General features: G+C 44.3%; 20 protein-coding genes. 19 read left to right on the top strand and 1 reads right to left on the bottom strand.

Features of this window, described 5'->3' with window-relative positions; translation table 11 throughout:
• The first annotated feature begins 5 nt into the window (after positions 1 to 5).
• From isdC to cydC, 13 genes are all read left to right on the top strand, one after another.
• The gene (gene isdC / locus C6Y02_RS03695; protein WP_106030737.1) at positions 6 to 659 is read left to right on the top strand and encodes a heme uptake protein IsdC; all 654 of its coding nucleotides are present in this window, start codon (positions 6 to 8) and stop codon (positions 657 to 659) included.
• Positions 660 to 677: 18 nt separating this feature from the next.
• Complete coding sequence (locus C6Y02_RS03690) at positions 678 to 2,486, top strand: NEAT domain-containing protein (RefSeq protein ID WP_106030672.1); 1,809 nt, start codon at positions 678 to 680, stop codon at positions 2,484 to 2,486.
• Positions 2,487 to 2,561: 75 nt separating this feature from the next.
• The gene (gene isdE, locus C6Y02_RS03685) at positions 2,562 to 3,449 is read left to right on the top strand and encodes a heme ABC transporter substrate-binding protein IsdE (protein WP_106030671.1); all 888 of its coding nucleotides are present in this window, start codon (positions 2,562 to 2,564) and stop codon (positions 3,447 to 3,449) included.
• 33 nt (positions 3,450 to 3,482) lie between these two features.
• Positions 3,483 to 4,469: a FecCD family ABC transporter permease gene (locus tag C6Y02_RS03680; RefSeq protein WP_106030670.1), complete on the top strand. Its 987-nt coding sequence runs from the start codon at positions 3,483 to 3,485 to the stop codon at positions 4,467 to 4,469.
• Positions 4,456 to 5,226, top strand: a complete 771-nt coding sequence (locus C6Y02_RS03675) for an ABC transporter ATP-binding protein (protein WP_034660447.1) — start codon at positions 4,456 to 4,458, stop codon at positions 5,224 to 5,226. Before C6Y02_RS03680 ends, C6Y02_RS03675 begins: the two co-directional genes overlap by 14 nt.
• Positions 5,227 to 5,242: 16 nt before the next feature.
• A complete protein-coding gene (srtB, locus tag C6Y02_RS03670; protein ID WP_106030669.1) occupies positions 5,243 to 5,995 on the top strand; it encodes a class B sortase in 753 nt (250 codons plus the stop codon).
• An 18-nt stretch (positions 5,996 to 6,013) separates the two neighbouring features.
• Positions 6,014 to 6,952 carry an ABC transporter substrate-binding protein gene (locus C6Y02_RS03665; RefSeq protein WP_106030668.1) on the top strand — a complete coding sequence of 313 codons (939 nt, stop codon included), beginning with the start codon at positions 6,014 to 6,016 and terminating at the stop codon, positions 6,950 to 6,952.
• Positions 6,949 to 7,962 (top strand): FecCD family ABC transporter permease, encoded by a 1,014-nt coding sequence (locus C6Y02_RS03660; protein ID WP_106030667.1) that lies wholly within the window; start codon positions 6,949 to 6,951, stop codon positions 7,960 to 7,962. Before C6Y02_RS03665 ends, C6Y02_RS03660 begins: the two co-directional genes overlap by 4 nt.
• A 1-nt stretch (position 7,963) precedes the next feature.
• A complete protein-coding gene (isdG, locus tag C6Y02_RS19645; RefSeq protein ID WP_106030666.1) occupies positions 7,964 to 9,085 on the top strand; it encodes a heme oxygenase in 1,122 nt (373 codons plus the stop codon).
• Positions 9,086 to 9,416: 331 nt separating this feature from the next.
• Entirely contained in the window at positions 9,417 to 10,832 is a 1,416-nt protein-coding gene (locus tag C6Y02_RS03650) for a cytochrome ubiquinol oxidase subunit I (RefSeq protein ID WP_060597576.1), read from the top strand.
• Positions 10,819 to 11,835 (top strand): cytochrome d ubiquinol oxidase subunit II, encoded by a 1,017-nt coding sequence (gene cydB, locus C6Y02_RS03645; RefSeq protein WP_060597575.1) that lies wholly within the window; start codon positions 10,819 to 10,821, stop codon positions 11,833 to 11,835. Before C6Y02_RS03650 ends, cydB begins: the two co-directional genes overlap by 14 nt.
• Positions 11,835 to 13,571: a thiol reductant ABC exporter subunit CydD gene (cydD, locus tag C6Y02_RS03640; protein WP_106030665.1), complete on the top strand. Its 1,737-nt coding sequence runs from the start codon at positions 11,835 to 11,837 to the stop codon at positions 13,569 to 13,571. Before cydB ends, cydD begins: the two co-directional genes overlap by 1 nt.
• Positions 13,561 to 15,294 (top strand): thiol reductant ABC exporter subunit CydC, encoded by a 1,734-nt coding sequence (cydC, locus tag C6Y02_RS03635; RefSeq protein ID WP_106030664.1) that lies wholly within the window; start codon positions 13,561 to 13,563, stop codon positions 15,292 to 15,294. Before cydD ends, cydC begins: the two co-directional genes overlap by 11 nt.
• Positions 15,295 to 15,351: 57 nt before the next feature.
• On the opposite strand, the gene C6Y02_RS03630 is transcribed toward cydC, so the two are convergent.
• Entirely contained in the window at positions 15,352 to 16,389 is a 1,038-nt protein-coding gene (locus C6Y02_RS03630; protein WP_034660738.1) for a pectate lyase family protein, read from the bottom strand.
• Positions 16,390 to 16,872: 483 nt separating this feature from the next.
• Between C6Y02_RS03630 and sigY the strand changes: the two genes are divergently transcribed.
• The 6 genes from sigY to C6Y02_RS03605 all read left to right on the top strand — a co-directional run bounded on the left by sigY (position 16,873) and on the right by C6Y02_RS03605 (position 21,311).
• Positions 16,873 to 17,406 carry an RNA polymerase sigma factor SigY gene (gene sigY, locus C6Y02_RS03625; protein WP_034660439.1) on the top strand — a complete coding sequence of 178 codons (534 nt, stop codon included), beginning with the start codon at positions 16,873 to 16,875 and terminating at the stop codon, positions 17,404 to 17,406.
• Complete coding sequence (locus C6Y02_RS03620; RefSeq protein WP_034660438.1) at positions 17,403 to 17,714, top strand: YxlC family protein; 312 nt, start codon at positions 17,403 to 17,405, stop codon at positions 17,712 to 17,714. The genes sigY and C6Y02_RS03620 overlap by 4 nt, the downstream gene beginning before the upstream one ends.
• Positions 17,711 to 17,923: a hypothetical protein gene (locus C6Y02_RS03615; RefSeq protein ID WP_034660437.1), complete on the top strand. Its 213-nt coding sequence runs from the start codon at positions 17,711 to 17,713 to the stop codon at positions 17,921 to 17,923. Before C6Y02_RS03620 ends, C6Y02_RS03615 begins: the two co-directional genes overlap by 4 nt.
• A 314-nt stretch (positions 17,924 to 18,237) precedes the next feature.
• Positions 18,238 to 19,608, top strand: a complete 1,371-nt coding sequence (gene gdhA / locus C6Y02_RS03610) for an NADP-specific glutamate dehydrogenase (RefSeq protein WP_106030663.1) — start codon at positions 18,238 to 18,240, stop codon at positions 19,606 to 19,608.
• Positions 19,609 to 19,691: 83 nt separating this feature from the next.
• Positions 19,692 to 19,805 (top strand): hypothetical protein, encoded by a 114-nt coding sequence (locus tag C6Y02_RS19430; protein WP_008345567.1) that lies wholly within the window; start codon positions 19,692 to 19,694, stop codon positions 19,803 to 19,805.
• Between the two features lie 123 nt (positions 19,806 to 19,928).
• Positions 19,929 to 21,311: a copper amine oxidase gene (locus C6Y02_RS03605; protein WP_106030662.1), complete on the top strand. Its 1,383-nt coding sequence runs from the start codon at positions 19,929 to 19,931 to the stop codon at positions 21,309 to 21,311.
• The last annotated feature ends 19 nt before the right edge of the window (positions 21,312 to 21,330 follow it).

Genomic DNA, 21,330 nt, shown 5'->3' with positions numbered 1-21,330 from the left:
GCTTGATGAAAAAAATGATGAGGCTATCAGTCTTCATGACCGCTTTATTATTGGCACTCATGCTGCCTTTTTCAAACGCACAGGCTGCCACGTTAAAGGATGGTACATACTCCGTCAACTATACTGTGCTGAAGGCTGAAGGAAATGCGGTTTCCATGGCAAATGATTACTGGCTGAAGCCAGCAAAAGTGATTGCAAAAAATGGGAAGCTGACTGTACAAATGACCATTAAAAATAGCAGCTGGGTGACGGAATTTAAAGTGCCGGGAAATGGCAGCTATGTCGATACAACGGTTCTCTCAACCAATAAAAAAGCCAACACAAGGCTTGTTCAGTTCCAAGCTCAGAGCTTGTCTAAGCCAATCAAGTCAAAAATTCATGTCACTGTTAAATCTGCTGATTATGATCATGATTATACCATTCAGCTGAAATTCGATGAGAGCAGCATGAAATCGCTTTCGTCTAACAGCACAAACAAATCAGCGGGTGCAGCAGAAGATCAGCAGCCATCAAAAGAATCAACTAAAACATCTGATTCATCCACGACAAAACAGGAAGAGAATCCTCAAACTGGTGATACAAACCAGACAGGGTGGCTCCTTGTGCTTGCTCTATGCTCAGGCGGGTTTTTAGCAAGAAAGTGGATCATCAAGCATTAAGGAAGGAAGTGTCACCATTTGAAACGTCTTTTTCATCTAAAGGCAGCCATTCTGCTCGTTTTATTCAGTTTATTGACTGCGTTTCAGATTCCTCAAGGAACGGCTCAAGCGGCATCATTTGTTGATGGTGAATACACGGCCGGATTCACCATTTTAAAGAATGGCAGCACAGAAGCGTCCATGATGGATACCTATACAGAAAAGCCAGCTAAGCTGATTGTGGAAAATGGCAAGACAACAGCCTATGTCACGCTGAAGCAAAGCAAAGAGATTACAGATTTCAAGGTTGAACAAAATGGTGCTCTTGTCACCACTGAAACCGTCAGTGAGGATGAAACAGCCAATACACGTGTGATCAAATTTGATGTTGCTGACTTATCCGCCAAATTAAACGGCTGGGTGAAAATTTACTGGGATTTAGGCGGCTTTATTTATGACGAAGCGTATGACGTACAGCTTGCATTCGATCAAAGCAGCCTAACACTCGTTACACCTGCAAAGCCAGACGATAACGAAACAAAACCGGATGACCAAAATGGCACAAAGCCAGACGATAACGAAACAAAACCAGATGACCAAAATGGCACAAAGCCAGACGATAACGAAACAAAACCGGATGATCAAAATGGGACAAAACCAGACGATCATCAGGCAACACCTGGCAATAACAATGGATCAAAACCAGATGATTCTGCGCAAAATCACTTAAAAGATGGCGAGTACCGCATCAATTACAGTGTGCTGAAAGGGGATGAGAACGAGGCATCTCGGATGAACCAATACTTCTCACATCCTGCATCCTTAACCATCAAAAATGGAAAACAAACCATTTCCTTTACGGTGAAGGATCATACGTCTGTCGCTTCCTTGAAAACAGAGAAAAACGGATCTTATCAAGAAGTGAAGACTGTCAGCACAGATAAAGCAAAGAACACAAGAGTGGTGTCATTTGATGTCGCTGATCTGAAAAAAGCGGTCAAAGGGAAAGTACACATCGTGGTAGCAGCTGCTAACTATGACCAAACCTACGATATTCGTTTTCAATTCGATGCAAAGAGTATCGCTCCACTTAAGAACGGGCAGGTAGAGGAAGAAACACCGGCTGCACCAGAAACACCAAAACCAAACACACCATCACCAGAAACAAATAACGGCGGAGCTGCTCAAGAGACGGCTAAGCTTAAAGATGGTGTATACAAGCTGCCTTTCTCAATGAAGAAAGCAGACAAGGATGAGCCTTCTCGTATGAACGATTACGTCGTGAGCCCTGCGACATTGGTGGTGAAAAATGGCCGCCATTTCGTTTCATATACAGTGAAGAACAGCTCAGCCATCACATCCTTCCAAGTAGGGACAGGCGGGAAATATGAAGAGACTCTTGTCGCTAAAACAGATCAAAAAGCAGACACACGAGTGATTCAATATGAAGCCAAAAGTTTAAGCACTGCTCAAGCAGCACGCGTAAAAATTGATATTCCGGCTGCGAATTATCATGAGCAGTACGATGTCAAACTTGTCTATGACACAAAAGGAATCACTCTTGGTGAAGGAAGCGGCATTGCTACGGTAATCGGAGACGATGAGAGTATCGGCTTTGTCAAAAATCCAAATGATCGCGATTCTCAAACAAATCAGCTTGAAAATCTAGCGCCAGAGGAAACAGGCGCAGAGCAGATGACATTTACTCCATCAGATGACCAAACCAAGTCTGAGACTGGACAGTTGAATCCGAAAACAGGAGATACCTCTCTTCTTTGGGTGTATATTCTTTTATTCGGCGGGTCATTATTCGTACTCGTAAGAAAGTATCAAACAAGAACAAGATAGATGGATTAGTTTAAGTGAGATGCGCAATTTCTCTCGGCGCATCCACTCTCTTTTTTCGAAAGGAGGCTTCTGTTTTTGAAGCATCGAATGATATGTACCCTGATCGCTGCTCTTAGTGTGTGCGTGATCTTATCGGGCTGCTCACAGTCAGCCGAAAGTTCAGCGAAAGGCAAAAAAAGCGCAGAATCAAGTGCGCGCATTGTGGCAACGACTGTTGCTGCTGTGGAGATGATGGATGCTTTAGAGGTGGATCTTGTCGGGGTGCCAACAAGTCAAAAATCCTTGCCAGCTCGTTATAAAGGACTGCCGGAAGTCGGTAATCCAATGAGCCCGGACATGGAAATCATCCAATCACTTCAACCGACAGATGTCCTGTCTGTCACAACCCTTCAATATGATTTAGAGACACCCTTTCAGCAAGCAGGTGTCCCTGCCACATACTTAAATCTCGAGAGCCTTGGCAGCATGGAAAAGGCGATCACGAAGCTCGGAGCTCAGTATGACAGAAAGAAACAAGCCGAGCGCATCGTGTCTGACTTTGAACAAAAAAAGAAAGACATACAAGAGAAGACGAAGGGAAAGCGCAAGCCGTCTGTTCTGATTTTGCTTGGTGTACCGGGCAGTTATTTGGTGGCAACAGAGAATTCATATATTGGTGATCTTGTACGTATCGCAGGCGGAAAGAACATTGTCCAAGGTGAGAAAATGGAGTATTTGGCATCTAATACGGAGTATTTACAAAAAGCCAATCCAGATATCATACTCCGGGCCGCACATGGGATGCCAGATGAAGTTGTCCGCATGTTTGATCAAGAATTTAAAACAAATGACATCTGGAAGCATTTTCATGCGGTCAAACAAGACCGGGTGTATGACCTCGAAGAAAGCTTATTCGGGACAACGGGCAATTTAAAGGCAGCAGAGGCATTAGATGAACTAACGCGTATGCTGTATCCGTCATAAGCGGCGAATCTTAATGATAAAAGGACGTTCAAGATGAAAAAAACAGGGATTTTATTTCTGATAGTCAGTCTCTTACTGGTGTGCGTGTTTATTTATTCCGCCATTACTGGGAGCATTCATGTCACCCCGATTGAATTATTGGAAGGGCTCATCACCGGTCAACATGCACAGGTAGACATCATTAAAGATTTGAGAATTCCCCGCATGCTCATCGCAATGTTTACAGGGGCCGCCTTATCTGTCTCCGGTGTACTGCTGCAGTCGGTCATGAGAAATCCATTAGCTGATGCCGGCGTCATTGGAATTTCATCAGGAGCCAGCTTCTTTTCTTTAATGGCGATTACAGCGCTTCCTCAATTTTATTTCTACTCTCCTTTATTTTCGGTATTAGGCGGAGCCATTGCATGTTTCCTCGTGTACGTTCTGTCTTGGAAGGGTGGCTTAAGCCCAATCCGTATGATTTTGGTTGGGATCGCCATCAATGCCATGTTTACTGGAATGGCTGAAGCATTTGTGACCATTTGCAGCTATTTCAATATCACGATCAATCAGTCAGGACAGTCAAATCTCACGATGAAAACGTGGGGAGATGTCCGTTTAATCGGAGTCTATGGCGTCGCCGGCCTTGTCGTAGCACTTTTCTTCAGCAGATGGTGTAACCTCTTGGCTCTTCAGGACAAGACAGCGAAAAATTTAGGGTTGCGTGTGACCAGAATGCGCCTTTTGATTTCCATCACAGCGGTATTACTCGCGGCGGTGACAGCTGCGGTAGCGGGCGTGATTGCCTTTGTCGGTTTGCTCATTCCGCACATTTCAAGAAGGCTTGTTGGCTCGGATCATCGGGTACTCATTCCATTTTCTGCGTTAAGCGGGGCTTTGCTGATTTTGACGGCTGATACGCTCGGCAGGACGCTTGTAGCGCCAAATGAGATTCCTGCCTCTACGATCATGGCCGTGATTGGCGGGCCGTTTCTGATCTTTTTATTAAGAAGGGGGGACCGTCTCCATGGACATTCGTGAGGTGTCATTCTCATATGACCAGCAGAAGGACATCGTTCAATCGGTCACAACACAGATTGAAAAGGGGAAAATCACAACCATTATCGGTCCAAATGGCTCGGGGAAATCCACACTGCTTTCCTTGATGGCGAATAATCATTGTCCAAACAAAGGGCAAATTCACTTAGATGGACAAGCGCTGAATGCATTTAAGCCAAAGGAGCTGGCAAAAAAGCTGGCTGTCGTCCATCAGCAAAATGAAGCGCCGCTTGATTTAACGATCGAACGGGTCGTGGCATTCGGTAGAACGCCGTACCAGACGATGCGCGGGGGTGACAAGGAAGAGGATGAGAGAGCGATAGAGTGGGCACTGTCCAGTACAAAGCTAACGGAAAAACGAAAGGTGCCGCTCGCCTCACTGTCAGGTGGTGAGCGTCAGCGTGTATGGATTGCGATGGCACTTGCGCAAAAAACACCGATCCTTTTCTTAGATGAACCGACAACCTATTTGGATATCTACTATCAATTTGACATTCTTGAGCTGATCCGTGAGCTCAATGTCGTGCATGGACTCACGATTGTCATGGTGCTGCACGACATGAATCAGGCTGTCCGCTACAGTGACGTCATCATTGCGATGAAGGATGGACGAATTATCAGTGAAGGACAGCCAAACGATGTGTTAACAGAAGAGAATGTGCGGCACATTTATGATGTGTCCGTCACGATTAGACAGGATGCAGAAACAGGAATGTACATCGTGCCTGTTGGCATATAAAAGCAGGTGAGACAGTGTGAAAAGAGGAAAACGGGTCTGGCAGCGTCTGGTGACGATCGTCTGTTTAGGAGTATTCATTTATAGCGGTACAGCCATTGGCTTAGAACTGTTCGGCTATTATCAAAATCGTCAGGTGCTTGCAAAGGCTCAGACGATGTATGGTCAAGAGCAAGGAATGACTGAAAGCCGGGAACCGGGAACCACCCGTACGTCATTTGATGAGCTGCGGAAGGTGAACAACGACATTGTCGGCTGGATCAATATGAAGGACACGATGATTCAGTACCCAATCGTTCAATCTCGTGATAATGCGTTCTACTTAACCCGCAATTATTTAAAAAACGACACCCGGGCAGGCAGTATCTTTATGGATTATCGCAATGACGTCTTGCACGATAGCCCGAATACTGTGGTGTACGGGCATCGGATGAGAGACGGATCCATGTTCGCTGGACTCACAAACTATTTAAAAAAGGATTTCTTCCATGAGCACCGGACATTTCAGTACGATACGCTGTATCAAAGCTATGAGGCGGAGATTTTTGCTGTGTATGAAACAACGGTGGATTTCGATTATATTCAAACCGATTTTCAAGATCTAGGCGAATATGCGCACTACTTACAAGCTGTGCGGAAAAAATCAATCTACCAAACGAAGACAGACGTGTCCACAGATGACCTCATCCTCACCTTATCGACTTGTGATCATGTGCTTGCACCTAAAAATGGGCGTCTTGTCGTACAGGCAAAGCTAAAGAAAGTTTACTAGAAAAGGAGAGACAGACGGTTGAAATTTTCATATGTGATCTTCGCTGGACTCGTCTTGATGCTTCTCCTCGGCGGATGCAGTCAGGCAGCACCTGTAGAGAAAGGAAGCGGGCAAGGTGCGCTGAAGATAAAGGATTTTACTGGCAGAACGCTGTCGTTTGAAGAATCACCTCAGCGTATCGTCGCATTATCGACTGGAGACATGAGCATCCTGTATGCCTTAGGCGGTGAGGTAGTTGGCCGTCCGGCCGCCGAATTACCAGACAGCTTACAAAAGGCAAAGTCTGTACAAACGATTGGCACAACGCATCAATTTGATGTAGAGCTCATCACAAGCTTAACGCCCGATGTTGTGCTTGGGAATGAACAATTAAACAGTAAGGACATCTCTACAATAGAAGGAATTGGTTCACAGCTTCTTTTGACAAGTGCCAATTCAGTGAAGGATATTCAGCGTCAAATAACGTTATTCGGGGATTTGCTCGGAAAGCAGCAAAAGGCCAAAGCCCTCAATGAGCAAATCGATCAGAGGAAAAAGCAGGTCAAGCAGCCTCAGAAAAAAGTGAAGACACTCGTTGTATACGGGGCACCTGGCACATATATGGCGGCACTTCCTCAATCCTTAAGCGGAGATTTACTGCACATCGCAGGAGGGACGAACATCGTTGAAAATGAACCAGCACTCGAGAAATTCCCTCAATACGCTCAAATCAATGCAGAAAAGGTCATCGAAGCCGATCCTGATCTTATTCTGCTTATGACTCACAGCAATCCTGAAGATGTGAAAGCGGGCTTTATGAGTGAAATGAAACAGAATGCCGCTTGGCACGATGTGTCAGCTGTGAAAAATGGACACGTCGAGATTCTGCCTAGTGATCTATTTGGAACGAACCCAGGCGCGGAAGTGATGAGAGCGATTGATGAGCTAGAGAAAAGATTGAAGCGATTGTCATCATGAAAATGAATGCAGAGTTAGATTTTCAAAAAAGACAGTCGAGACGAAAATGGCTGATACCCGTACTATTTCTCTCGTTAGGTGTGGGCGCATGCCTAGGGCTTGCATTAGGTTCTGTTCAATTATCGCTGCCAGATTTGGTCGCTGCTTTGATGGGATCAGGCCAGCCTGTTCATGAGAAAATTGTGATGGATTTACGCCTGCCGCGCGTTCTCATCGGTTTCATCGTTGGGGCCTGTCTCGCAGCATCAGGGGCGATTTTACAAGGAGTCGTCCGAAATCCACTCGCTGACCCTGGCATCATCGGTGTGACTGCTGGCGGCGGATTGGCTGCTGTGCTCAGCATGATTGTGTTTCCGCAATTCACGTATTTGCTGCCAGCTGCTGCTTTCCTTGGCGCTTTATTAGCGGCACTTGTGGTGTATATGCTCTCATTTGATCAAGGGGTTTCCCCGCTGAAATTGATTTTGGCGGGAGTGGCAGTCAATGCCCTCCTTGGGGCGGTTATGAATGGGTTTATGGTGCTTTATAGTGAGCGTGTGCAGGCTGTTCTGCCTTTTTTATCCGGAGGATTAAATGGACGGAGCTGGCATCATCTAAGCTTCGTGTCGCCATATGCGCTTGCTGGGTTGTGCCTTTGTTTTTTTGCCATCAAGCCGGCAAACCTTCTTTTGCTTGGTGATGAATCGGCGCAGTTACTCGGCCTTAGAGTAGAGCGCACCCGGTTTTTCTTAATTGCGCTGGCGGCGCTTTTAGCTGGTGCAGCTGTAAGTGTGAGCGGCTTAATTGGATTTGTCGGCCTGGTCGTTCCTCATTTTATCCGTCTTTTAATTGGAGATGACTACCGGTACCTGCTGCCGATCTCAATGCTGGGCGGAGGCGTACTTGTGGTTTTTGCAGATACAGCGGCACGGGTATGGTTTACACCGGTTGAACTGCCTGTCGGTATCCTGCTTGCCTGCATCGGTGCACCTTTCTTCCTCTATTTATTAAAAAAGAAAGGGAGGGGTTAAGTTGGAAGTGATAGCTATGGATGACGTGAGTCTCAGTCAAGGAGGCTTTCGGCTGTCGTCTATTTCAGCAGCTGTTCCTAAAGGAAGTGTGACAGGAATTATTGGACCAAATGGATCAGGGAAGTCGACTTTTATTAAAGCAGCCGCACGTCTTACATCGATCGAAAGCGGCATGATATACATTCACGATATACCGCAAAAAGAGATGACAGCTCAGGAGATTGCAAAGGAAATCGCCGTTCTCATGCAGACGAGAACAGCCATCCCTTCTATGACCGTGCGGGAGCTGGTCGCACTTGGACGCAGTCCGCATCGTTCGATCTGGAAAAAGAGCTCGAAGACAGATCAAGAAGCGATTGAGTGGGCGCTTGATGTGACCAATAGCCGCATCAATGAAAACAGAATGCTGCATACATTGTCAGGCGGAGAAAGACAAAAGGCGTATATTGCGATGGCGCTCGCTCAGAAGACAGAGACCTTGATTCTGGATGAGCCGACGACTTACCTAGATATTGCACATCAGCTTGATTTACTAGAGCTGCTCAAACAGCTGAATAAGACGCATGGAATCACCATTTTAATGGTTCTTCACGACCTGCAGCAGGCAGCAAAATATTGTGACCGCCTCATTGCGATGAAGGGTGGTCAGGTTTATCAAATAGGGACACCAAACGAAGTATTAACAGAAAACTTTTTCAAAGAAGTCTTTGGGATTCAGGCTGAGGTTCACTTAGACGGTGAGCATCCGCTCATTATCCCAATCGCTTCAATCCAACAACAAAAGGGAGATGAACAGAAAATGATCATTGTCAACAACCAGGTAAGAGTAGAAAAAGGCAGTGCTGACCACCTCGTCAAGCGTTTTAACAAGCAGGGACAAGTAGAATTCATGGAAGGATTTTTAGGCATGGAAGTATGGGTCACACAGCAGACAACCGATTACGATGAAGTGACCATTCATACCCGCTGGAATCGAAAAGAAGACTTTGTGAACTGGACAAAATCTCAGGCATTTGGTGATGCGCACGCTCATGGGAAAGCGAAACCTGAAGGACTATTAAAAAACAAAATTACGTACTACGAAGTGCAAGTCACTAGACCAGCTTTACAGAAAAAAGCCTAAAAAAGAAACATAGCGCTGCGGTTCATGTGCAGCGCTATTTTTTTGCGTTTTTTTACTTTCTGTCACATATCTTTGACAAAGTATTCAAACAACTGACACAATACCATCCAATTTTTAGGTAAAATTTACTTTATTTTTGAAGCGCATGGGTGTAAAGTACAGGTATAAATAACTAACCGAATGAAAAGCAAGAGTAAAATTTCACCGAGTAAACCATTTCAAACAGGCTATTATTTGTGAATCATTGAACAAATAGTGAATATTTTGTGAAGTGGTGAGCATAGTTGTTTCGAATCATTCGGCATGTGAAAGTAAGGGAGGATGTAAGGCTGTGAGTGAGCTGTTTTTAGCAAGATTTCAATTTGCTTCAACGACATTATTTCATTTTATTTTTGTTCCTATGTCAATAGGTTTGGTGTTTATCGTCGCCTTGATGCAGACCCTTTATGTCGTCAAGAAAAAAGAGATTTATAAAAAAATGGCGAAGTTTTGGGGTCATCTATTCTTACTCAATTTTGCAGTAGGTGTGGTGACAGGGATTTTGCAGGAATTCCAGTTTGGGATGAACTGGTCAGATTATTCAAGGTTTGTCGGTGATGTGTTTGGTGCACCGCTTGCCATTGAAGCACTGCTCGCCTTTTTCCTTGAATCTACATTTATTGGACTTTGGATATTCGGCTGGGATCGTCTGCCGAAGAAGATTCATTTATTGTGTATTTGGCTTGTTTCTCTTGGTACGATCTTTTCGGCGTTTTGGATTCTACTCGCCAACTCATTTATGCAAGAGCCAGTTGGATTTGTCATTAAAAATGGCCGCGCAGAAATGAATGATTTTGGCGCTCTTGTAACGAACCCGCAGCTTTGGGTTGAATTCCCGCACGTTCTGTTTGGTGCGCTGGCTACAGGTGCATTCTTTATTGCAGGAGTTAGTGCCTATAAAATGATCAAAAAACAAGAAATCGCCTTTTTCAAAAAATCATTCCAGATTGCCATGGTCCTCGCTTTAATTTCTGGCTTAGGTGTGGCGTTCTCTGGACATGATCAAGCGAAGCACTTAATGAAATCACAGCCGATGAAGATGGCAGCAAGTGAAGCCCTTTGGAAGGATAGTGGAGATCCAGCGGCTTGGACACTATTTGCCAATATTGACACAGATAAAAAAGAAAACTCTGCGGAGATCAATATTCCGTTTGCTTTAAGTTACTTGGCTTATCAGAAGTTCAGTGGAGATGTGCCAGGCATGCTGACACTTCAAAAAGAATATGAAGCAAAGTTTGGCCCTGGAGACTACATTCCGCCAGTGAAAACAACCTTCTGGAGCTTTAGAATCATGGTTGGTGCCGGAATGCTGATGATTTTTGCCAGTATGATTGGCTTGTACTTGAGCTTTAGAAAGAAACTCGAAACGAACAAATGGTTTTTACGCTTCATGGTAGGGATGATTGCGTTCCCGTTTATTGCGAACTCAGCTGGCTGGATCATGACTGAAATTGGGCGTCAGCCGTGGACTGTCTTTGGTATGATGACGACGGCTCAATCGATTTCGCCAAACGTATCGTATGGCATGCTGTTATTCTCAGTCATTAGCTTTACGACGATTTATCTGATTCTTGCCATCTTGCTTGCCTACCTATTCATTCGAGAAATTAAAAAAGGTGCACATTCGGAAGAGGATACAGATCAAAAGGATGAAACGGACCTGTCTACAGATCCATTTGATGGAGGCGCATATCATGGCATATCTTAACGAGATTTGGTTTATTCTTGTCGCAGTATTGTTTGTTGGATTTTTCTTCTTAGAGGGATTTGATTTTGGTGTTGGGATGTCCATGCAGCTGCTTGGAAAGGATGCGCACGAACGCCGCATTTTAATTAATACGATTGGTCCTTTCTGGGATGCGAATGAGGTCTGGCTGATTACAGCTGGGGGCGCTATTTTCGCTGCATTCCCTCACTGGTATGCCACGATGTTCAGTGGATACTATATACCATTTGCGGTTCTCCTCTTAGCGCTCATTGGGCGCGGAGTCGCCTTTGAATTCCGAGGGAAGGTGGAGAAAGCCTCTTGGATCAAAGCATGGGACTGGGTCATCTTCTTTGGCAGTCTGCTGCCGCCGTTTTTACTCGGTGTGCTATTCACGAGTATTTTACGCGGGATGCCAATTGATCAAGACATGAATATGTATGCTGGTTTTACGGATTTTGTGAACCTTTATTCAGTGATTGGCGGGTTAGCTGTGACGGTTCTTTGCCTTCTGCACGGATTGATTTTCGTCACACTACGTACAGAGGGTGATTTAAGAGATCGTGCAAGAAAGCTTGGCAAGCGTGTCCTGCTTATTGCGCTGCCAGTTCTTGTCCTATTTGTCGGTGTATCTATCATGGAAACAGACATTTATACGGTACGCCCGATCATCACCATTCCGTTAACTGTCCTGATTGTGGTTTGTTACGTCGCGGCTCTATTCTTTATGAGAAAAGAACGTGATGGCTGGACATTCTTATTCACAGGTGCAGGCATCATGGTGACAGTGACGATGCTTTTCACTGCATTGTTCCCGCGCGTCATGATTAGTTCAATCAACCATGCGTTTGATCTTACCATTCAAAACGCTGCATCCGGATCATATTCACTGACGGTGATGACGATTGTTGCCATTTCTTTGCTGCCCTTTGTGCTTGGGTATCAAATTTGGAGCTATTACGTCTTCCGTAAACGTGTAAGCGGTAAGGAGCCAATGACCTACTAATGGACAAACGTTTGCTTCAATTAAAAGGAATAAGGGGGCTTCTTGCCCTTTTGGGTATTGTGTCACTCATCCAAGGAGCAAGTATTATTTTCCAAGCACAGTGGCTGGCACATGCCATTACTACGCTGTTTGACGGGAAAAGCCTTTCGCAGGCAACGCCTTATGTCCTGCTGTTTCTTGCTGCCTTTCTGGTGCGGCACGGTCTCACCTTGATTCGGGAGAAGGTCATGTTTACCTACTCTTCCCGAATTGGAGCAGACGTCAGAAAACAGCTGTTAGACCAACTCTTTCGTTTAGGTCCAGCTTTTACAAAGAAAAAAGGTACAGGAAAGCTTGTCACATTAGCGATGGAGGGGATTGCTCAATATCGTCAGTATTTACAGCTATTTTTACCGAAAATGGTGAACATGGCAGTGATACCGGCTATGGTTCTCATCTATGTTTGGACGTTAGACGAAACATCTGCCGTCATTTTAATCGTGACGCTGCCGATTTTAATTATCTTTATGATTTTGCTAGGCCTTGTCGCTCAGCGTAAAGCGGCCAAACAATGGAGATCGTATGAGAAATTATCCAATCATTTTACTGATTCTCTCCGCGGCCTTGAAACGCTTCGTTACTTAGGCATTAGCAAAAAACATTCCCGCAATATCGGGGAAGTGTCAAAGCGATATCGAAAGGCGACCATGAGCACGCTGCAGGTTGCATTTCTTTCATCATTTGCGCTTGATTTCTTTTCCATGCTGTCGATTGCAACCGTCGCTGTCTTTCTTGGCTTGCGATTAATTGAAGGAGAGCTTCTGTTATTGCCGGCTCTGACGGCGCTCATGCTGGCGCCGGAATATTTCCTGCCAGTACGTGAAGTGGGAAATGATTATCATGCGACGCTAAATGGGAAAGAAGCGAATGAAGCGATGCAGGTCATTTTAGAAGAAAAGGGCTTCCGCGCGCAGGAGACACAATCCGTGCAGCTAGACAAGTGGGGTGAACAAGCTGTGCTCACGCTGCAAGATGTTAGTGTCCAGCATGATGAACATGCCCCTTATTCGATTCAGGATGTAGACCTCACTGTCAAAGGGAAGAAAAAAATCGGGATCATTGGTGCCAGTGGTTCAGGGAAATCGACGTTAACCGATGTGCTCGGCGGCTTTGTTGAACCGACCTCAGGTCAAATCACGCTAAACGGCCAGCCGCTTGTTCATTTACAGATGAAGGAATGGCAAAAGGAAGTCGTCTATATGCCGCAGCACCCTTATTTATTTCACATGACATTGAGAGAAAACATTCGTTTTTATGAACCGCATGCCACAGATGAAGAAGTGGAAAGAGCTGTCTGTGAAGCTGGATTATCTCAGCTCGTAGCGCAGCTGCCAAATGGTCTCGATGAGGTCATTGGAGAACAGGGAAGAGGACTAAGCGGCGGACAGGCGCAAAGAATTGCGCTTGCGCGAACGGTGCTGGGCCAGCGGTCAATTATGCTGTTAGATGAACCAACGGCGCATCTCGATATTGAGACAGAGTATGAATTGAAGAAAACAATGCTTCCGCTGTTTGAAGATAAACTTGTGTTCTTAGCGACACATAGGCTTCATTGGATGCCAGACATGGATGAGATCATTGTCATGGATCATGGAACAATTGCAGAAATGGGTACACATGAATCATTGATGCAAAGAAAAGGCGTGTATTATCAATTGGTACAGGAGCAAATGGGGGCGGTCACACATGGTCAGTAAAGGCTGGTTTATACCTTATATCAAGGAGAATCAAAAGCTGTTTGCGCTGGTTTTGTTTCTAGGGGCAATTGCAGTATTCTCTGCTTCTATGCTGATGTATACGTCAGGATTTCTCATTTCAAAAGCTGCCACAAGACCTGAGAATATACTTATGGTATACGTTCCAATTGTAGCTGTACGGACCTTTGGTATTTCACGCTCAGCTGCCCGCTATGCAGAAAGACTGGCGAGCCACCAGCTCATTTTGACAATGATTGAAAAAATGCGTGTCCGTCTGTATGACATGGCTGAACGAAGTGCGAAACAGACAAAGCTGGGTACAGGTGAAATGCTTGGGCTCCTGTCAGATGATGTCGAGAGACTGCAGGACGCCTATTTAAAAACCATCTTTCCATCCATCGGGGCGCTGCTTTTATATGCCGCATCCATTGGGGCACTTGGTCTATTCTCGTGGCCTTTTGCTGGACTGATGCTGCTTTATATGGCACTTCTCGTATTTGTTTTCCCATACGTCACAGTGCTAGTGAACCGGGCGAGACAAATTCAAATGAAAAAAGGCAGAAATGAACTGTACAGCCATTTAACAGATGCAGTCATGGGCGTTAGTGACTGGCTGTTTAGCGGCAGGCAGAAAGATTTTGTTGATGAATATGAACAGAAAGAAGCGAAACTGTTAGCGCTTGAAGCAGCCAAGCACCGGTTTATCCGTCTGCGCCAGTTTTTTGCCCAGCTTATGATTGGAGGAGCTGTCGTGTTTGTCGTGTATTGGAGCGGTTCGGTCGTTCAGTCAGGCTCGATGTCACACACCCTGATTGCAGCCTTTGTGCTTGTGCTATTTCCGTTAACAGAAGCCTTTCTTCCACTCTCAGATGCAGCAGGTGATATTCCAGTCTATCAGCATGCTGTCAGCAGATTAAATCATTATGAAAAGCTTTCGTATGAAGGAGAATCTGAGCGCAAGACAGTGGATCAGTCAACCATTTCTCACGATCAAGCTGTCTGTTTTGATCAAGTATCCTTTGGGTATGATTCGCACCAACACGTGCTAAAGCATCTCTCATTTTCACTGAAGCAAGGTGAATCACTTGCTCTCTTAGGAAAAAGTGGTGCAGGAAAATCGACTATTTTGAAATTGTTAGAAGGAGCTGTCGTGCCAAATCAAGGAGCTGTCAGTATCCAGGGGAAACCGGTAGAAAGCATTCGAGAAACCATGTCCACCTATGTGTCAGTGCTCAATCAACAGCCGTATTTATTCGATACCTCTGTTTTAAACAATATTCGCTTAGGCTCTCCAGATGCGACAGAAGAGCAAGTAAAAGAAGCAGCGAGACAAGTGCAGCTGCACGATACCATCGAATCCTTGCCAGAGGGTTATCACACCGGTGTGCAGGAGACAGGGATTCGTTTCTCAGGTGGAGAAAGACAACGGATGACGTTAGCCCGGATTTTGCTGCAAAACACCCCGATTGTTGTATTAGATGAGCCCACCGTCGGACTTGATCCGCGCACAGAGCGTGAGCTGCTTGAAACCATCTTCCGTGTGTTAAAAGGAAAAACGGTCATTTGGATTACCCATCATCTCACTGGCTGTGAGGCATGTGACCGCATTATGTTTATTGAAGATGGACAAATTGAGATGCAGGGGGAGCATCAGGATTTACTGAGAGAAAACCTGCGCTATCAAAAATTGTATGAGATGGATCGTCCATTTTCTAAAATATAAATAAACGAAATAACAAGAACGTTCGGACAGAGATCTCTGCCCGAACGTTTTGTGGTTTTAAGGGTTTACCTTTCCAACACCAGCATTTGATACCACTTCTGATTTGACATTGTTTACGTTAAGCAAAGAGTAGTTATAAGGAGGGTTGTACGTACCTGTTGAAGACGTTGGCAGACTGCCTGTGCTGTTAATAAATGAGTTGTTGATGACATGCCATGTACCGACTTGACGGCTGTCCCAGCTGCCGATCGCATTATTTGTATTTTCAAATACGTTGTGCTCAATTCTCATCTTCGCGCCCATACGAGAGTTGATCGCTGTGGTATGAATGCCTTTATAGTAGTTGTTATACACATGACCTTCCCCGTAGCGCATAGACGGTACACGAGAATTCAGGTTTTCAAAACGGTTGTTATGGAACGTAATTTTTCGGTTGTAGTTGTCGTTATCAGAGCTGCCCATGAGCATCGTTTTCCAGCTGTCATGTACATAGTTCCATGAGAAGGTAATATAGTCGGAGTCTTTTTTCACATCAAATAATCCATCATAATCATCTTTCCCAGAGTTTAATGTGTTGTACAGCTCATTATGATCGACCCATACGTTTTTAGAAGCGCCTTCGATTCCGATGGCATCCTTGTCACCGATGTTACTGTGATGGATTTTCAGGTTGCGGATAATGACGTTATTGGAACGCCATACTTTGATACCAATTCCATTAAATTCACCTTTCGTGCCTTTGCCGACGATCGAGACATTGTTTGTATCTTTCACATCGATTTTATTGGCAGATGTATTAGAAGGGGCAATCGTCCCGTCGACAACAATTTTTAATTTTTCGTTTGTTCCTTTACTTTTGAGGGCAGCCAATAGTTCATTTCCAGTTTTGACTGTGACGGTTTTACCGCCTTCACCGCCTGTTGTACCGCCATTTAATGTGGAGAATCCTTGTTGATTAAAATTGGCCATAATAGAAGGGCTTTCTGGATACTTGGCTGCCGCTTTTGCCTCCCCATTAGGTGCAAATAATGAAGTCACGAGACCAACCGCTAACACACCAGCTAACATTGGAACTTTTTTCTTCAAAGTCAACATCTCCATTCTATTTTGTTTTAATGTAAACGTTTCCAAAAATAAGCTGCAATTCAACTGCTCCCCCTTTCTTCGCCAGTATCGCCTTTTTCGGAATGTAGGAAGAGCATAGCACGCAAAAAGGTATCATCGGCTAAGAATTGGCGCTGTGTATTCCATGATTTTCTAGGAAACTAAGGCCATGATTATTTTATTTTCATCTAAATGAGACAAGGATCATTGACGATAGGTATTGGGATGACCTAGTGATTATGAGGGAGAGGCTCTTCGCTTGATAGAAAATCAAGATGATTACGAACGCACCATTTTGTTAGGGACGAAAGAATGTCATAATCATTACATAAGAAAAAATTGGATATAAAATGAATCAAATACTGGATCAACAGGGAGAAAAGGAGCCAAGTTAAAAAAATTAAGTCTATTTTGAACGATGTCGTCATCCGTGTCGTCACATGAATAAGAGAAGAAAAGGAAGGAGGGGTGTGTTTGGAGCAGACAGAAGAGACATTATTGATTCAGCGGGCAAAACAGGGAGATGATGCTGCATTTACAGCCCTTTATCGTCATCATTATTCCTTTCTTTACCGTTATATAATGAAGCTCACCCTTCAAGAAGAGCTGGCAGAAGAAATCATGCAAGAAACGATGCTGAAAGCGTACATGAAACTTTCTTCATTTAGAGGAGATTCCTTATTTTCAACATGGCTCATTTCCATTGCATCTAGACAATTTTTAGATCACCAGAAGAAAAGAAAACGTGAACAATTAAGAGAAGGGAAGGCGAATCAAGAGACCATACGCCGCTTCAAATGGGACATTCAGCAAAAGGGCCGCACATGGCATGAGATGTGGGATGCTCTAAACGAATTGAAGGCACAGGAGAGAGCACCGATTATTTTGCACTATTATTATGGCTTTACTTATCCAGAGATTGCTTCAATGCTCGGTATGAGAGAAGGCACTGTGAAGTCGAGGGTTCATCATGGATTAAAGAAAATTCGAAAGGAGTGGTCTCAATGAAGGAAGATCAGTTCACCGAACGTTTAAAGGAAGAGTTACAGCAGCTAGATGAACAAATTGAAGTGAAAGAGCCAAGTGAGCAGGCTGTCATGATGATGCTGAAGCAGGCAAAGGAACAAGAGAAAAGGCGTTTTAAACAAGAAGTACTGGCGTACGTTCTCATCAGTCTGACCATTCTGGCACTATTTGTCGCTGCCATCACCCATTTGCCTATCATCTTCATTCTTCTTCAAGTAGTGAGTGTGCCGCTCTGCGTCGTTGTCGGCATCAAGGAATATCAACACATTAAAGGAGGGTCTTCCTTATGAGTCAGACGGAGATGATCATCTTATTGTGCGCATTGCCGTTATTGTTTGCGCAGGGGTTTCTTTTATTTATGGATGCAAAGAAAAGAGGGCGCTATAAGTGGTTTTGGGGCATTGTCGGTTTAATTAATTTCCCATCGTCTTCTATTTTATATTGGCTTTGTGTCGTGTACCCTGATCGAAAGAAAGATGAGAAGATCCGAAAAGATTGAGCGGACGGCCTATAAAACTTTAGGCCTTTTTTTCGGGTTGAAGATCAACTAGAAATCATTCATGATTCATCTATTTGTTAAAGAGTGCGGGATATATAACGTCTAAATCATCATTTCTAGCACAATAGTCATTCTGCAAGAGATACTTTCTAAAAACGATTGCTGCAGCTGCTTGATCCATCTCAAATCGGCATCATTTTCATCTGTTATCAGTATTGATCAGATTTTACAAATGGTGTTAAATTAATCTCAATATGCGTTAGAAAATCTAACAGGATAAATGTGTGAAGATATACAAAGGAGGCAGAAGAGACATGTTGACCTTAGATCGAGCAGCACAAACAGCACAAAGCTACATCGACCGTGTGTTAGAGGAGGTGGAAAAACGAAATCCTGGTGAGGAGGAATTTCAGCAAGCCGTAAAAGAAATTCTAGAATCACTCGTTCCTGTTTTTGCAAAACACCCAGAGTATGAAAAACAGGGCATTTTAGAACGACTCATTGAGCCTGAGCGGCTTGTGGTATTTCGTGTACCTTGGGTAGATGATGAGGGGAAAGTACAAGTCAATCGGGGGTTCAGGGTTCAATTCAATAGTGCCATCGGTCCTTATAAAGGAGGCATTCGATTCCACCCATCTGTCAATGCAAGCATTATTAAGTTTTTAGGATTTGAACAAATCTTTAAAAACGCACTGACTGGTATGCCGATCGGCGGGGGAAAAGGTGGATCAGATTTTGACCCTAAAGGGAAATCTGATGGAGAAATCATGCGTTTCGTCCAAAGCTTTATGAGTGAACTCAGCCGATATATTGGACCTGATCAAGATGTACCAGCAGGTGATATTGGCGTAGGGGCACGCGAAATTGGCTATATGTTCGGACAGTACAAGAAAATGCGCGGTGCTTATGAGGCGGGTGTGCTCACAGGGAAAAGTCCTGGATTTGGAGGCAGCTTAGCGAGAAAAGAAGCGACAGGCTATGGACTGGTGTACTTTATGGAAGAAATGTTAAAAGCGCATGGACTGCAATTTGAAGGGCATTCAGTTGTTGTGTCTGGATCAGGGAATGTGTCTATTTATGCGATGGAAAAGGTCATGGAGCTAGGCGGTAAGGTCGTTGCTTGCAGTGATTCAAGCGGAGCGATTTATGATCCTCAAGGCATTTCACTTGAGACCGTGAAGCAGCTAAAGGAAGTGAGCAATCAACGGATTGGGGCATACATAGACATTCACCCGCATGCCAAATTGATTGAAGATTGTGAACAAATTTGGTCTGTTCCTTGTGATATTGCGCTTCCATGTGCAACGCAAAATGAAATATCTGAGATGCAAGCGCAGCAGCTCGTGAAAAATGGTGTCATTGCGGTAGGAGAAGGAGCTAATATGCCCTCTACTCTTCAGGCAGTCAAAGTGTTTGAACAGAATGATATTCTATTTGCGCCGGCAAAAGCGGCGAATGCTGGCGGGGTAGGTGTCTCAGCACTGGAAATGGCACAAAATAGTGCAAGAATGTCTTGGACATTTGAAGAAGTAGATGATCAGCTGAAACAAATGATGCAGACGATTTATCGTCGGTGTACAGAGACAGCAGATGAATATGGACACTCTGGAAACTTAATCGTAGGAGCAAATATTGCAGGATTTCGCAAAGTGGCAGATGCGATGATCGCACAAGGCGTGATTTAACTCCTGCTCTCCCGCACCTGTTTATTTCATGACAAGATGGGGAATCGTCCTTGTAAGAATGACAATAAGGAGGCGCGGGAGAAATGAAAAAATGGCTGAAACAAATTGTCAAATGGGCACCAGTGATTTATCCAGTGGTGAGGAAAATATATAAAGAGCGAAAAGCATCTAAAAGTCGTAACGTATCAGCCGGATAATCCGGCTTTTTTTATGCAAGCATTACCGATTGTGTCCTGAACGAAAAAATAATAGATTTGAATGATCCAAGTCATGCCTCACTCCGTTAAGTACATAACAAACGGAAAGAGGAAGAAAAACAGATGAACATGAAAAAAGCGATTTTAACCATTCCACTTAGCGCAGCATTACTATTTCCGGCAGCTCATAGCGCAAGTGCACACGAAGGACATATGCATGGAGAGGCAAAGAAGACATCTTCGTCACAAGAGGTTTCAAACAAAGCAACCGTTCTTCGAGCAGCACTAGACCAGTTATTTTCGGAGCATGCCTACTTAGCAGTCATCACAATGCAAAAGGGAATTGACGGTAGCAAAGATTTTAAACAAGCAGCGGCAGCGCTAAATGACAACACAAATGACTTATCGGAAGCCATCGCTTCTGTGTACGGAAAAAAAGCAGGGAAACAATTCAAAGACATTTGGTCAAGTCATATCGGCTACTTTGTTGATTATGTACAAGCAACGGCAAAGAAAGATGAAGCAGGTAAAAAGAAAGCAGTTAAGCAGCTTGACCAATATCGCATGAAACAAGCCGATATGCTCGATCAAGCAACAGACGGAAGATTGAAAGCTAGCGAACTAGAAGAAGGCTTAAAAATGCACGTCAATGAACTGTTAAAAGCGTTTGATAGCTACACTGAAAAGGATTTTGATACGACCTATGAAACGGTTAGAAAATCCATTCATCATATGTTTGAAGTAGGCAAAGGCGTATCGTGGGCGATCACAGATCAATTTCCTGGGAAATTTGATCACAAATCAGTCGACACACCAGCAGCAGACCTTCGTGAAGATTTAAACTACTTGTTCTCAGAGCATTTGGCGCTTGCGGTCGTTGCTATGCAAAAAGGAAATGATGGCAGCAAGGACTTTGATCAAGCAGCGGCAGCTTTGAACGAAAACACAAATGATTTATCAGATGCGCTTGCATCTGTTTATGGTAAGGATGCAGGAAAACAATTCAAAGACATTTGGTCAAGCCATATCGGTTACTTAGTTGATTATGTCAAAGCGGATGCATCAGGAGACAAAGAAGCGAAAGAAAAAGCTGTGAAAAACTTAGATGCGTATCGGATGAAGCAAGCGAAATTTCTAGATCAAGCGACAGATGGACGTTTGAAGGCGGCGGATTTAGAAGCTGGCTTGAAAATGCATATTGATGAGCTGATCAAAACATATACGTCTTACCATAATGGCGAATATGATCAGCTTTATCCAACAGTGAGAGAAGCGTACGGTCATATGTTCATGGTCGGTCAAGATGTCGCAGCAGCGATTGTTGATCAGCATCCTGAACTGTTCAAATCCAACATGCCTAATGAAATGCCTAAAACAGGTATGGGAGGCACAGCCGGTCCTTTAGGTATGTCATATGAAGCATTTGCGGGAATGATCGCAAGTTTGATCCTAGCTGGCGGTGCAGCGGGTGCGTTCTTCCTTACTCGCCGTAAGACATCAAATTAAGCTCGTATAAAAAGGAAAG

The sequence above is a fragment of the Bacillus sp. NMCC4 genome, from assembly GCF_002998555.1.
GTDB lineage: Bacteria > Bacillota > Bacilli > Bacillales > Bacillaceae > Bacillus.
Note: the sequence above shows the minus strand (reverse complement) of the source record. Positions and strands in the feature narration are given on the sequence as shown.